The sequence below is a fragment of the Kangiella japonica genome, from assembly GCF_039523535.1.
GTDB lineage: Bacteria > Pseudomonadota > Gammaproteobacteria > Enterobacterales > Kangiellaceae > Kangiella > Kangiella japonica.
Window position 1 is genome coordinate 227980 of sequence record NZ_BAAAFM010000008.1, and the last position, 14748, is coordinate 242727.

The 14748-nt window shown below is 42.0% G+C and carries 13 protein-coding genes and 1 tRNA gene; 8 read left to right on the top strand and 6 right to left on the bottom strand.

Going from position 1 to position 14748, the window contains the following annotated elements; genetic code table 11:
* Positions 1 to 4 precede the first annotated feature (4 nt).
* Positions 5 to 1039, top strand: coding sequence for a Glu/Leu/Phe/Val family dehydrogenase (locus ABD128_RS10175; protein ID WP_343989814.1), 1035 nt, complete (start codon positions 5 to 7; stop codon positions 1037 to 1039).
* A 69-nt stretch (positions 1040 to 1108) separates the two neighbouring features.
* Here ABD128_RS10175 and ABD128_RS10180 read toward each other — a convergent pair whose 3' ends face one another.
* Complete coding sequence (locus ABD128_RS10180) at positions 1109 to 2338, bottom strand: hypothetical protein (protein ID WP_343989816.1); 1230 nt, start codon at positions 2336 to 2338, stop codon at positions 1109 to 1111.
* 630 nt (positions 2339 to 2968) lie between these two features.
* Between ABD128_RS10180 and speD the strand changes: the two genes are divergently transcribed.
* The 5 genes from speD (at position 2969) to aguB (ending at position 8327) form a co-directional block, all read left to right on the top strand.
* A complete protein-coding gene (speD, locus tag ABD128_RS10185) occupies positions 2969 to 3442 on the top strand; it encodes an adenosylmethionine decarboxylase (protein ID WP_343989819.1) in 474 nt (157 codons plus the stop codon).
* Between the two features lie 33 nt (positions 3443 to 3475).
* Entirely contained in the window at positions 3476 to 4324 is an 849-nt protein-coding gene (speE, locus tag ABD128_RS10190) for a polyamine aminopropyltransferase (RefSeq protein ID WP_343989822.1), read from the top strand.
* A gap of 181 nt (positions 4325 to 4505) precedes the next feature.
* Positions 4506 to 6431, top strand: a complete 1926-nt coding sequence (gene speA, locus ABD128_RS10195; RefSeq protein ID WP_343989824.1) for a biosynthetic arginine decarboxylase — start codon at positions 4506 to 4508, stop codon at positions 6429 to 6431.
* Position 6432: 1 nt separating this feature from the next.
* Complete coding sequence (locus ABD128_RS10200) at positions 6433 to 7446, top strand: agmatine deiminase family protein (RefSeq protein ID WP_343989827.1); 1014 nt, start codon at positions 6433 to 6435, stop codon at positions 7444 to 7446.
* 23 nt (positions 7447 to 7469) lie between these two features.
* A complete protein-coding gene (gene aguB, locus ABD128_RS10205; protein WP_343989830.1) occupies positions 7470 to 8327 on the top strand; it encodes an N-carbamoylputrescine amidase in 858 nt (285 codons plus the stop codon).
* 84 nt (positions 8328 to 8411) lie between these two features.
* On the opposite strand, the gene ABD128_RS10210 is transcribed toward aguB, so the two are convergent.
* The 4 genes from ABD128_RS10210 to ABD128_RS10225 form a co-directional block, all read right to left on the bottom strand.
* Positions 8412 to 8783, bottom strand: a complete 372-nt coding sequence (locus ABD128_RS10210; RefSeq protein WP_343989833.1) for a VOC family protein — start codon at positions 8781 to 8783, stop codon at positions 8412 to 8414.
* 9 nt (positions 8784 to 8792) lie between these two features.
* Entirely contained in the window at positions 8793 to 9470 is a 678-nt protein-coding gene (locus tag ABD128_RS10215) for a rhodanese-like domain-containing protein (RefSeq protein ID WP_343989836.1), read from the bottom strand.
* Between the two features lie 74 nt (positions 9471 to 9544).
* Positions 9545 to 9620, bottom strand: a tRNA-Arg gene (locus ABD128_RS10220).
* A gap of 57 nt (positions 9621 to 9677) precedes the next feature.
* Entirely contained in the window at positions 9678 to 10544 is an 867-nt protein-coding gene (locus tag ABD128_RS10225) for a LysR substrate-binding domain-containing protein (protein ID WP_343989839.1), read from the bottom strand.
* Positions 10545 to 10643: 99 nt separating this feature from the next.
* On the opposite strand from ABD128_RS10225, the gene ABD128_RS10230 reads away from it, so the two are divergent.
* Positions 10644 to 11768, top strand: coding sequence for an S-(hydroxymethyl)glutathione dehydrogenase/class III alcohol dehydrogenase (locus tag ABD128_RS10230; RefSeq protein ID WP_110201591.1), 1125 nt, complete (start codon positions 10644 to 10646; stop codon positions 11766 to 11768).
* Between the two features lie 25 nt (positions 11769 to 11793).
* Positions 11794 to 12633, top strand: coding sequence for an S-formylglutathione hydrolase (gene fghA / locus ABD128_RS10235; RefSeq protein ID WP_343989846.1), 840 nt, complete (start codon positions 11794 to 11796; stop codon positions 12631 to 12633).
* Between the two features lie 82 nt (positions 12634 to 12715).
* Here the strand turns inward: fghA and ABD128_RS10240 are convergent, their stop codons facing one another.
* On the bottom strand, positions 12716 to 14662 hold the full coding sequence (locus tag ABD128_RS10240) for an alpha/beta hydrolase family protein (protein ID WP_343989849.1): 1947 nt from the start codon (positions 14660 to 14662) through the stop codon (positions 12716 to 12718).
* Positions 14663 to 14748: the final 86 nt, after the last annotated feature.

A 14748-nucleotide genomic window follows, 5' to 3' on the forward strand; every position in this document is an offset into this window, starting at 1 on the left:
TTATATGGCGGTTTTTAACCTTCGTGCTTATGATGATCACGAACAAATCGTATTTTGCCGTGACGTAGAGTCCGGACTTAAAGCAATAATTTGTGTGCACAACACAAACCTAGGACCAGCCGTTGGTGGCTGTCGTATGTGGGACTATAATTCAGATGAAGGCGCATTAATCGACGCACTTCGTCTATCCCGAGGCATGACTTATAAAAATGCTATGGCTGGCCTACAGATGGGTGGCGGTAAATCTGTCATCATTGGTAACTCAAAAACCATGAAATCTGAAGAGCTATTCCGTGCCTTCGGTCGATTCGTGGACAAATTAAGTGGTAAATACATCACAGCTGAAGATGTAGGTATCAACCCACAAGACATGGCTATCGTGAACAAAGAAACCAATCACGTTCTTGGTCTTGAAGGAAAATCAGGTGACCCTTCGCCAGTAACTGCTTACGGTGTATTTACCGGATTAAGAGCTGCTGTAAATCATAGACTAGGCCGTAGCGACTTGGACGGTTTAAAAGTTTCTGTTCAAGGTTTAGGCCACGTGGGTTACTACCTATGTCGTCACTTACACGAACAAGGCGCAAAGCTAATTGTTACCGACATCAACAAAGAAAGCGTTGATCGCGTTGTTGACGAGTTTGGTGCTACTGCTGTAGATACTGACGAAATTTACCATCAAGACGTTGATGTTTACGCACCATGTGCACTAGGCGCAACGATCAATGATAATACAATTCCTAAAATCCGCGCTTCAGTGATTGCTGGCGCCGCTAACAATCAATTAGCAGAAGATCGTCACGGCGATATTCTTATGGAAAAAGGTATTCTATACGCGCCGGATTACGTTATTAACGCTGGTGGTATCATCAATGTATCGTTCGAAGAGAACTATAATCGTGATGCAGCTCTAAAGAAAGTCGACGAAATTTACGGTACTCTTACCGAAGTATTCGATGCTTCTAAAGCTGAAGGCCGCCCAACGAACGTTATTGCTGATGAATTAGCACGTAAACGTGTTGCAGAAGCCAAGAAATAAGCTTTTTACATAATAAAAAAGCGAGCTTAATGCTCGCTTTTTTTTGACCCGAATAAAAAGTCTATTGTCTTAATCGATAGCATACTGGAAGTATATACGATAAGCCGTTGACCAGACGGGGAACTCAACCTTCATCAAGAAGCACGTATAGTCATCTCGGCTACACTTGGACATTGAGAAAAGATCGTCCACTAACTCATTGGCCATTGGATAGTCCAGTTTTTCACTAAAGTCTTCATTTGGACCACAAAGGCCTAAGTCAGCTTCATCATGGAAACGGTCAAACCACAGCGAGTCAGGACTTGTAATAATATTACTAAGCTGAGCTCCACTCGAGTAAATACCTGCGTTTGCGACACTTCGCATTGCGTACTTTTTATCCAAAAAGCAAATTAAATACAAGGATTTCGTAGGGTAACGAGTATGAGCACCTACACAGCTTGCGTTCTTACCACCATGAAATGGACCTAGCTGCTCTTGTGGGTAATTCTTTATCACCCCGATGTTCTGCTCTTCATTACTAGCGTTTTCAGTTGGCACAACCATCCAGTTGTCACCTTGGCTAAAGTCATTAATGCGATTCGATATAGAAGGACTGGTAAGTTCTTTGATCACAGATACTGAGTTTAAATCATCACCAAGCTTATCGGTATTAGACACCAATTCTGGTTTGTTAACCTCTATCGAATTTTCGCCCGGTACAATAGGAACCATGATAGGTCTTGAATTCTCAGTCGTTCGGCAGCCTTCATAGTAGCTGAGCGTGAACTGTTGGAGATATTTCGCATCTTGGCTACTTTCTTTTATGATACAAGCGAAGAACGAAGTGTCCATCGATTCGCCAGTAACCATCTTAGCAGCCTCGTATAAAGCTTGGCGTGCATCTTTCTTTGAGGTTGTAGCATCAGAACCCGAAGAACTCGACTCTTTAACAAGTTTCTTCAATGCTGAATGACTACGAGAGTATTCATAAATTAAATTTTCAAAGCGCTGAACTGCTGAACGAGCGTCTTCTATTAGCTTCGGGTTAATACTCTTTTCTTGAGCAAGGTCAATAAAACCTTTTAGACCAGCAGGCCCTGGTAAGGTCTCTATAACCTCAAGCCCATCCACCGCCTTATTAATAGTTTCGACCATTCTCTGACAAGTCGATTTATTTGCCGCTAACCATTTAGACATCCCCGTAATGGTTTTGGCATGGTTTGGGAAATCCTCTACTAGGTTAGCTAACCCATTCTTAATGCGTTCTCCCTCACGGCCTATAAGTGATAACTCTTTACGAGATAATGTCTTATTCACGGTTCTCTCCACTAAAAGCAAATCTGCATTTATCAAGTCATTATTGCACAATCCTTGATTTACCTCACATATTTTTTTGCGATATTTATTGAATAATATGCGGTTTTGAGAGATAAATCGTCCCATTTAGCTAAACATACAAGAATTCGAAGGTCTCATAAATACTTATAGTTTTACTAAATTTCATATATGCATGACTTAAGCTAGCAACTAAGTGTAAAAATCTCTGACACTTTTTTGTGCAAAAACGAAATATATCTCAAACTTATGTTTATGGCTAGTTTATTTGACATTTTTTTGTTTGGATTTAATTACTACAGTCCAATCTACCTTTGTCGCCAAATAGCTTTGATTGTTTTTCATACAAAAAAGTATGAAAAAGTATTGCAATTTGAACAAAAAAGCGTATAAAGCACAGTCTAAATTGTGCTGGTTAAAGCTGTTTTTATTGAATTCCATTAATTTAAACAGATTATATGATAACTATTTGATTTTATTGTATTTTAGCCTGCTCAGTAGGTCTGGGAAGTTTCTATCGTTACGCCCCCAGAATGTATAAATTTAGAGCTTTCATTATCAATTTTGGCTCTAACTTGCTTATGGCTCCCAAATCTATAGGAGATTACAGAAGTGTATAAAGACTTCGACTATAACCAAGAGATTGATCCTACTGACGCAACAGACACTCAGTGGCCTTCTTTCAAGAACGTCAATGAGAACGATGAGCGAAACGATCATTTCATACAACGTGATGGCAAGCAGTATGCCGGTACGCACCTAATCATTGATTTATGGGGCGCTTCTAAACTTGATAATTTACAAGTTATGGAGCAAGCCTTTCGTGAAGCTGTGAAAGAGTGTGGTGCTACCCTGCTCCATATCCACATGCACCATTTTACGCCAAATGGCGGTATTTCTGGTGTCGCAGTACTTGCAGAATCTCACATAAGTGTCCACACTTGGCCAGAACGCGACTATGCCGCGTTTGATGTATTCATGTGTGGTGATGCTGAGCCGCATAAAGCAGCTGAAATCCTGCGTAAAGCCTTTTTACCGTCGGAGTTATCGGTAAAAGAAATTTTACGCGGCGAAGTGCACAGCTAACAAAGCTAAAGTTAAGAGAAGTTAAATAAGACAATGAGCAAACGTTTTATAGAAACGCTTTACAAAACTTATGGCCAAAGTTTTGTCATCGACGAGATTTTGTTTGAAAGCAAAACCGACCATCAACATTTAATCATTTTTAAAAATGAGCAATTTGGTCGAGTTATGGCTTTAGACGGCGTTATCCAAACCACCGAAAAAGACGAATTCATTTACCATGAGATGCTAACCCATGTGCCTTTATTCGCTCATGGTAATGCTAAACGTGTGTTAATTATCGGCGGTGGTGATGGCGGTATCCTGCGCGAAGTTCTACGTCATCCCGAAGTTGAGCATGTGACTATGGTTGAGATTGACCAGGCTGTGGTTGATATGTGTAAAAAACACTTTCCTGCTCACTCGGATGGCGCCTTTGATGACCCGCGAGTTAATCTTGTTATTAATGATGGCGTTGAATTTATTGTCAACAATACCGACAAGTTCGATGTTATTATTTCTGACTCGACCGATCCTGAAGGCCCCGGTGAAGTGTTATTTAGCTCACGCTTTTATGAAGGTTGCAAAAACAGCCTTAATGAAGGCGGTGTCTTAGCCACTCAGAACGGTGTTAGCTTCATGCAGATTGATGAAGTTGTCACAACTTACAACCGTTTTGAAGGCTTGTTCGCGGATCGCTGGTTTTACAGCGCTCCAGTGCCAACTTATATCGGCGGCATTATGACACTAGCGTGGGGAACGGATGATGAGTCACTGCGCCAACAGTCTGCGCAAGAGATTCGCGAGCGATTTACGAAGAGCAACATCAAGACCAGGTATTACACGCCTGAGCTTCATGTCGCCAGCTTTGCGCTACCCCAGTATGTGGTTGATGTTTTAAAGTAACCTTCATACGAACGGAAAAACAAGGCGGGCTAATTAGCACCGCCTTTTTTGTGACTCAATGTCGAGTAGCACGAAAAGTTTCGGCTCCCCTGTTTAAAAGATAGGACAGCCTTTATACTAACCTACTGATTCATAGATAGTCTTAATACTAAGGCTAGCATTGATTGGAGAAACAACAGTAATGACTGTTACAACAAACGATTGGTCAATTGAGCAAGCACGCTCATTCTATAACCTTGCTTATTGGAGCGATGGTTTTTTCGACCTTAATAATAAAGGTGAGTTAACGGTGTCTCCTGATAAGGACCGCCCAGACTTGTCTTTTTCGTTATCATCAGTCTGCAAAGAAGTGCAAAAGCGTGGATTTCAATTACCTGCTCTACTTCGCTTTGGTGATATTCTGCATCACCGTGTAAATAGCTTATGCCAAGCTTTTAACCAAGCGATCACAGAACTCAATTATCAGAGCAAATACACCGTCTGTTACCCGATTAAGGTTAATCAGCAGCGTCGTGTTGTTGAAGGCATCGTAAAAAGCCAATCAAAAATCGATAAAGAACATAAACAAATCGGCCTTGAAGCCGGCAGTAAGCCTGAGCTTATGGCGGTTCTGGCTATGTCTGAAGACACTAACTCAACGATCGTCTGTAACGGCTATAAAGACCGTGAGTATTTACGTTCAGCGCTTATTGGTTCTCAGCTAGGCCATAAGGTTTATATCGTTATCGAAAAACTCTCTGAACTTGAGTTATTACTTGATGAAGCCAAGCAAATGGGGATTAAACCATCCATAGGCGTTAGAGCCCGCTTAGCTTCTAAAGGTGAATCCAAGTGGCAAACTTCTGGCGGTGATCACTCTAAGTTTGGGTTATCGGCTAGCCAGATTTTGCGCTTAGTCGAAATTTTACAGGAACAGGACCAGCTGGATATTTTCCAACTGCTGCACTTCCACCTAGGCTCACAAATTACCTCTATTCAGGATATCCGTAACGCGCTCAAAGAGTGCGCACGTTTTTATGCTGAATTGCATACACTCGGCGTTCCAATCACGACAGTAGACGTTGGTGGCGGTCTTGGTGTTGATTATGAAGGGACACACAGCCAAAGCCACTGTTCGATGAACTATACGCTCGAAGAGTATGCTTATAACGTGGTTAATGCATTCCATGAAGTTGCTGAGTCTAGTGATTTACCACACCCTAATATTATTACGGAATCAGGTCGCGCCTTAACGGCACACCACGCCGTTTTAATTGCGAACGTGATTGATTCTGAGTCGCCGATTCAGCACAAAGTAGAGCAACCAGAAGAAAACGCTTCTGCAATTTTGCAAAACTTCTGGAATATTTACCAAGATATTCAAGATGCTGATAATGCAAAGCTCATCCAGGCCTTGCACGATACCGGCTATTACCTTAATGAAGCACAAGGTATGTTTAGCCATCAAGTTCTCAGCCTTGCTGAACGCGCTGTTGCAGAGCGTTTGCATCGCCAGATTTTGTTAACTATCAAGCAAAAATTGACTCCAGAAACACTAGAGCAGGAAAGCATTTTAGCGAACCTGAATGAGCAACTGGCGAGCAAGTACTTTGTGAACTTTTCAATTTTCCAATCCTTACCGGACGCTTGGGCAATTGATCAAATTTTCCCTGTAATGCCACTTAAAGGCTTAGATCAGGAGCCAACTGAAAGTGCTATTATTCAGGACATTACTTGCGATAGCGATGGCTTGTTGGAGCAATATGTCAACAATCATGGCATTACCTCAACCATCCAATTACCTCAGTACCAGCATGGTGAAGAATATCTTTTAGGTTTCTTCTTGGTGGGTGCTTATCAGGAAATTCTTGGAGACATGCATAACCTGTTTGGTGATACTCACACTATCGACTTAAGCCTTAACCAAGCTGGTGAACTCGATATCAATGGCACTAACTATGGCGCTGGTGTGGACGAACTTTTGGAGTATGTTGACTTTGATGCCAAGTCTTTACTAGAGTCGTATCGTCGCCAGCTTAAAAGCAGTGATTTAGAATTAACCCAACAACGCCAATACCTTGCTGAGTTAAGAGAAGGTATATATGGCTACAGTTATTTAGAAGAGTGATATGAAGAATCAAACAAACCGTCGCTGGCGTGCGGAATGGGAACAGCACAAGGCGACGTGGATGGCTTGGCCTTGTCGCCAAGAAATTTGGACACATGGTATTGAAAAAGCTCAGCATGCTTTTGCTGAGGTTGCCAACACCATTTCCGAATTCGAGCCAGTCCATATGCTGATACGTGCGGAGGATGCTGCCGTTGCGCAAAAGCTACTAAGTTCTGACATTGAGCTACATTTTTATGCGCTTGATGACAGCTGGGCACGTGATATCGCCCCGCTTTGGATTGATGAAGCTTTGAACGATGGTAAAAGCTCTTCTAGCAAACCGTTAGCCCTCGACTTTCTGTTTAATGCTTGGGGTAATAAGTTTACCCCTTACGCACATGACGCCAAAGTCGCTGATCATATTACTCAGCTCACTCAAACTAAGCGAGAGGCGCACGACTTTGTGCTTGAAGGTGGCGCAATTCATGGTAATGGCGCGGGTACGCTACTGACTACTGAAGAATGCCTGCTTCATCAAAACCGTAATCCAAAGCTCGACAAGAACACTATCGAAGAACGGTTGCTACAAGCTTTTGGTGCAAAGGATGTCATCTGGCTTAAAAATGGTTTAGCTGGCGACGTAGATACTGATGGGCACATCGACAATATTGCTTGTTTTGTGGATGAGAAGACTATCATCACTCAGTCTACAGCAGATACTCATAGCGAAAACCATACTATTTATGCAGACAATAAAGCCATCATCAAAGGCTGTGGTCTTGAGCTTATTGAAATAGCGGAGCCAGAACCACGCTTTAGCGATGGTGTTCGCGTGCCCTTATCGTATATAAACTATTACATAGCTAATGACTTAGTTGTGCTACCTTCGTTCGGCTGTAAGCAAGATGAGCAAGCCTTTTCGGTAATGAAGGATTTATACCCTTCAAGACAAGTGAAGCAAATAGATGCAAACGAAATCCTCGTTGGCGGTGGCGGTATTCACTGCATTACCATGCAACAACCGCTAATCTAAAGTTGGTAAAGTGAGATAATTAGATGAGAAACGTAACCTTTTCCGCGACACAGTTTGCTGTGAGCAGTGATTTTGATGAAAACTTAAGTCTTGGCGAATCTCTGGTTAGAGAAGCAGCGGCTGAAGGCGCTCAAGCGATTTTGTTACAGGAATTGTTTGCTGGCTATTACTGGTGCAAAGATCAAGATCCAAAGTATTTTGACTGGGCTGAGCCCTACGACACTAGCAAGGTTTTACAACACTTTTCAGCCCTTGCCAAAGAGTTAAAAGTAGTGCTTCCGATCAGTTACTTTGAGAAGTCTGGTAATGCCCACTTCAACTCACTTGCTATGATCGATGCAGACGGAACCATCTTGGACAACTATCGCAAAATGCATATTCCAGACGGCCCCGGCTATCAGGAAAAGTTTTACTTCAGTCCGGGCGATACTGGCTTTAAGGTATGGCAAACACAATACGGAACATTCGGAGCGGCTATCTGTTGGGATCAATGGTTTCCTGAAACTGCTCGAATTTTAGCATTACAGGGCGCTGAGGTAATTTTTTATCCGACAGCAATAGGCACAGAGCCACAAGATCCAAACTGGGACTCGCGCCGTCATTGGCAAAGAGTTATGCAAGGTCATAGTGGCGCTAACATGGTGCCAGTGATTGCCTCGAATAGAATTGGAACTGAGCAAGGCGAAAGCTGTGAGATCAGCTTCTATGGCTCGTCATTTATCACGGATAATTTTGGTGAAAAGGTCAAAGAAATGGACAAGACGTCTAAAGGCGTTATTACGCAAGAGTTCGACTTAGAGTTACTTGCCAAACAAAGAGCATGCTGGGGATTGTTTAGAGATCGCCGTCCTGATCACTATCACCGAATTACACAACTTTGACTTAACAATTAGCCGTAAAACACTAGAGCCATGCCAAAAACGCATGGCTCTAAATTTAACGAAACAGGATTATTAAAACTGTCGTTATTTTAATTGCCACAGTTCGATCTTGTTTCCCTCAGGATCTAAAAACCAAGCAAAAGTACCCATTTCATCTTCACAAGGTTCACCGACCAAGATACCACCTGCTTCTTGAACTTGCTTCAAGCATTGGTGAATATCATCAACGATAAAGTTGATCATAAACTCTTTTTTAGACGGTTCAAAGTAATCCGTATCTTCTTTAAAAGGCCCCCATACAGTACAGGCATTCTTAGGCGCATCTTCTTGAGAAAAGTGCGAACCTCCATAACTAGGGTCGATATTAAAACCTAATGTATCTTGATACCAGCGCCCTAATTCATCACGTTTTTTCGATTTAAAGAAAATACCGCCAACTCCAACTACCTTTCCCATAAGCCGCCCTTATTCATTACTCATTAGACTTTCAGTAACACCTTGATCTACAGCGTTAATGACGTTGGTATATCCTAGTTTTTCAAGGCTAGCTTTCGCCTTGGCAGCACGATTACCGCTACGACAATAAACCACTACTAGCTCGTCTTTATCAACCTCTAACTCAGAAGCCCTACTCGGAATTTCATCAAATGGTATATGGACTGCATCACTGTAGTGACCAGTCTTAAACTCTTCATCCGTGCGCACATCCAACACTTTCGCCCTTTTAAAATCACCTTCTGCAAACGCTATAAAATGCGCCCTGTAACCGTCAGGATCTATCTTTTGATTGACCGCTGGGTATGGCTTTAAATAACCTAACTTAAAGATCATATTTTCGACAACAAGTGTATCAGTTGCATCAGGACCAAGACTCAGCACTTTTTGTACAGGCGTGTTCTTTAACGTGTAATTGACCACCACATCAGCACTACCTTGATGAATACATTGAGCACCTTTGGGACAACGTGAGTCTTGCTTTACACGTTCGAATTCAAACTCAACGTCATTAACTAAAATTTTTTCACCTGCCTGCAGAGTAAAGTCTTTAGGTAAGTCGGTCGTCTCTTTGACTATCCCATCATCTCGACATGCTATCGTCAGTAGGGTTAATGCAGTAATTATTAAAACTTTCTTTAAAGACATGATGCTCTCCTGTTCCTTCAAAGTGGTGCATGTATTTGAAATTCATTGTTGTTAACAATATAAATTGCAAGAAATGGCGTCCCCACCAGGACTCGAACCTGGAGCTTAGGCTTAGGAGGCCCATGATTTATCCAGTTAATCGATGGGGACTTTAGACATAATTATCGATAAATTAATTATAGGGATTAGCCATTAAAGATAAATAGTTCATTGAATATTTTCTACTAAGAAATCAATCAGCACTCTGAGTTTTGGCGACATAAATCGATTTTGTGGATAGACAGCCCAAATACCTTCAACAGGTATTCGGTAACTCTCCAATATCGGAATTAACAAGCCATGATCAATATACTCCTGCGTATAGTAATCGGGTAACTGTACGATCCCAATACCTTTTAGTGCTGCTCGGGTTAGACCAAATCCACTGTTGTAACGCAGATTACCATTTACTCTGACACTCTTCTCTTTGCCTTCGACAACGAAGCGCCAGTGGTCAAGAGTCCCTAATAAACAGTTGTGATTCGAAAGTTCTGAAATTGTATGTGGCGTACCGTACTTATGTAGGTATTCTGGTGCTGCGCACACATAATTCGAACGCTTGCTCAGTTTACGCGCCATCATGGTAGAATCTTCTAAATCGCCAATCCGAATGGCTAGGTCATAATTCTCTTCGACTAAATCAACCCTTTTGTTAGTCAGATAAGCTTCTACCTCAATGTCTGGATACCGCATCACAAACTTATTTATTAAGGGTAAGACAATCTGTTCGCCATAAGTTACCGTCGCGGTCAGCTTGATTTTACCTTGAGGCTTACTTTGCAGGTTCAGCAACTCGTCTTCGGCATGCTGTAAACCATCAAGCACCGCACGGCAATGCTGATAATAGATGCTTCCTTCTTGGGTAATAGTCACCGTACGAGTCGTTCTATAAAGTAGCTTTACCCCTAAACGACTTTCGAGCTGGCTTATTTGTCGGCTCACTTGTGCCGTCGATAAATCGAGCTTTTTGGCAGCTGCCGTAAAGCTTCCCTCCTCCGCTACCGCCACAAACTCATTAACACCCTGCCACTGCATATTGTTACCATATAGTAATAGTGAATTGCTAAATTAGATATTATCATTATTTAATAAACAAATATAATAGCTTCATCGTTAAAACCAGAGGAAGAACTCATGTCACAAGAATTTATTAAATCAAAAGCAGCCGTTGCCTGGGAAGCTGGCAAGCCACTATCCATCGAAGAAGTTGATGTCATGCTACCAAAAGCTGGCGAAGTTTTAGTTCGCATTACAGCTACAGGCGTATGTCATACCGATGCTTTTACTCTATCAGGCGATGATCCCGAAGGCGTATTCCCGAGTATTCTAGGCCACGAAGGTGGCGGTATTGTCGAACAGGTGGGCGAAGGCGTAACCAGCGTTGAAGTTGGTGATCACGTGATTCCACTTTACACACCTGAGTGTGGCGAATGTAAGTTCTGTCTTTCGGGCAAGACCAACCTATGTCAGAAAATTCGCGAAACACAAGGCAAAGGCTTGATGCCAGACGGTACAACTCGCTTCTACAAAGACGGTAAGCCAATTTACCACTACATGGGCTGCTCAACGTTCTCAGAGTACACAGTATTACCAGAAATCTCATTAGCCAAAGTTAATAAAGAAGCGCCTCTAGAAGAAGTTTGCTTGCTAGGTTGCGGCGTAACAACTGGTATGGGCGCAGTGATGAATACAGCTAAAGTTGAAGAAGGCGCAACCGTCGCTATCTTCGGTCTTGGTGGTATCGGCCTATCAGCAATTATTGGTGCGACAATGGCTAAAGCATCACGAATCATTGCGATTGATATTAACGAAAGTAAGTTTGACCTAGCCAAAAAGCTTGGTGCGACAGATTTTATTAACCCAAAAGACTACGACAAACCAATCCAAGAGGTTATCGTTGAGCTAACCGATGGTGGCGTCGACTATTCTTTCGAATGCGTTGGTAACGTTAACTTAATGCGCTCAGCGCTAGAATGTTGCCACAAAGGCTGGGGCGAATCGATCATTATTGGTGTTGCAGGCGCTGGTCAAGAAATCTCTACCCGTCCCTTCCAGCTAGTAACCGGTCGCGTTTGGAAAGGTTCTGCGTTTGGTGGCGTAAAAGGACGCTCAGAGCTACCTGAATACGTCGAGCGTTATATGAAGGGTGAGTTTAAATTGAATGACTTCATTACACACACCATGAAGTTAGAAGATATTAACGAAGCCTTTGATCTGATGCACGAAGGAAAAAGCATCCGTACTGTTATTCACTATTAAGATAGTTTTCACTTAGGAGATATTTATGAATCTTGAAAATGTGAGCGCCAATAAATCATTTGGTGGCTGGCATAAACAATATAGCCATCAGTCCAAATCGCTCGGTTGCTCTATGCAGTTTGCTATCTATTTACCGCCGCAAGCGAGTGAATCAACCCCTGTGCCAGTTTTATACTGGCTATCAGGCTTGACCTGCACCGACGAAAACTTCATGCAAAAAGCTGGCGCCCATAAAATGGCTGCCGAGCTCGGTATTGCTATCGTCGCACCAGATACCAGTCCGCGTGGTGATGATGTGGCTAACGATGACGCTTATGACTTAGGGCAAGGCGCTGGGTTTTATCTCAATGCCACTCAAGCCCCTTGGGACAAGCATTATCGTATGTATGACTACATCAATGATGAACTCCCTGAAGTGATTAAGCAAACATTCCCAGTTAGCGATAAATGGGCAATCTCTGGACATTCGATGGGTGGCCACGGCGCCATCATGATGGCTCTACGTAACCCGGGGAAATATACATCCGTATCGGCCTTTAGTCCTATAATGAACCCTGTTAAAAGTCCTTGGGGCGAAAAAGCATTTACTGCATACCTAGGAACAGATAAAACCTTATGGAAAGAGTATGACTCGACTGAACTCCTTAGAAAGAGTGATGTCAGCTTCCCTCTTCTCATCGACCAAGGCTTATCCGATAACTTCCTCGCTGAGCAACTAAAGCCGCAAAACTTCGTCTCTGTAGCTAGCGAAAAGAACTTCCCGTTAACTTACCGAGAGCACGAAGGCTATGACCACAGCTACTACTTTATCAGTAGCTTTATTGAAGACCACTTGGAGTTTCATAGCAAACACCTGACTTCATAATAATGGTTATCTGGCTGGAGTGTTAATTTATTTCAGGACGGAACATAGGGTATAAAAAAAGCCGCTTAACGCGGCTTTTTTGTTAGTTCACTCGGGCGCTGGTTACTCTCGTTTTTAAGTTTCTATTTAAGAACTGTAGCATCTTCGTATAAGCCTCTACACGATTGTCTTCATCAGCAAAGCCATGTCCCTCATTTGGTTTAACCAATGAATCGTATGGGATGTTGGCTTCTTCAAGCTTTTCTGTAAGAACCTCATAATGCTCTATTGGTGTTCTTCGATCACCAGTACCATGAACAATCAATAGATCGGCTTTAATTTTATCTACAAAGTTCACCGGTGAACGCTCATAAGCAAACTCCTCACTGTCATAACCCCAAGCATCATTTAAAAACTCACGACCACTTTCTCGCTCATAAATATCTGAATACTTAAAGACCTTAATATCATATGCACCAGCATAACCAATAGCACACTGGTACAAATCAGGCTCTTTAACTACCCCCATCAAAGCAGCGTAGGCACCATAACTTGCACCGGCAATACAGATTCGATTTTTATCAGCAAAACCTTGCTCAACAGCCCATAGCGTTGCATCAGTTAAATCATCCTGCATCTCGCGCCCCATCTTTTTGTAATGGTCGAACTGAAAGCTTCTTCCTCGTCCTCCAGAACCTCGATAGTTTACTTGAAGCACTGCATAGCCATTATAGGCATAGAAATGAGCTTCAGGGTCATAATACCAACGATCATAAGGACCATAGGGACCGCCGTGAACTAGCACTACCATAGGCAGATTCTTTTCTTGCCCCTTAGGTAATGTCAAGTAACCACGAATTTCGAGACCATCTCTAGCTTTAAAAGAAACAGGGTGTCTCAAGCCAAGCTCTTCGGTTTTAATCCAAGGCAAGCTTTTCATTTCAAACGAAAGTTTATTCTTTTCAGAATCATATAAATAAAATGAGCCAGGGTCTTGGTCATTTGATACTTTAACAATAGCAAACCGGTTATCCTTAGTCGGATGTCCTATGTCCACAACTTTGTCCGGAAATGCGCTTTCTAACATTGACTGAATCTTGTAAGCTTTTGATGTTTTATCAAAAATTGTAACCTCCGGATAATTTGGCTGGCGTTCTACACCAATTATCTTAGGGTCATCATACTTAAACTCGTATACATAACCTTCGATGTCAGCATCACCCTCTAAAAGATACACCAATCTTTTCTCTTTAGTCTTTAAGTCAATTGAGTAAAGCCCAGACTTTCCTTCATCAACATTAGAAAAAACTAGTAACTTACTATCATTATCATAAACTTGTAGAGGACTAATCATGCCATCTTCACGTTTAAACTCTGCAAACTTCTCCCACTCCCCCTCTTTATTCTTTAGATAGAGCAAAATTAGGTTTTGGTCATCGTCGTCCACACCAATACTGACATATGCTTTATTATTCTCACCAATTAATAAGCTTCCGCCTTTCACAGCTCCAGTCTCAAGTTTTTTGTAACGACTAGAATAAACATCAAACTCATAAAGTCCTGGATAGCCTCTTTCATACATTACTGCTAGAACTTTCTCGTCATCTCCATCTAGGGTATCAACTACCCTAAAACCTTTAGGAATAGAAGAGGATGCACCGGCTTTATTCCGTGGTGGCCAGATTTGATACTTTTTCGAGCCGTCTACATCACCAGCAAAGTAATATCCTGTACGTGCCGGTAGATCTAAAGGACCTACTTTTTTATTCCGTGATACAACTAAGCGTTTATTAGAAACCCAATAAAACTGACCCGCTTCGTAATCTTTAGGAAAGAAAAACCTCTGTTTTATCTTTTTTGTCTTTCTGTCTAAAATATATACTTCCTTTTTACCAGAAGCCTCACCTCTAACAGCTAAAAACTTACCATCCGGTGATAATTTTAAACTGTCTGCCTGTGGATACTTGAAGAAATCTTCCACCGTCATTTTTGCTTCTAACCCAAAGGGGATAGCAAGCAAGAGAAGTATAATGCACTTAAATTTTTTCATATTGATTCCATTTGTAACGGATTGTACTGTTTTTATTAGTATTAAAAAAAGCCCCGCATATGCGAGGCTTCATTTCGTATCTAAAC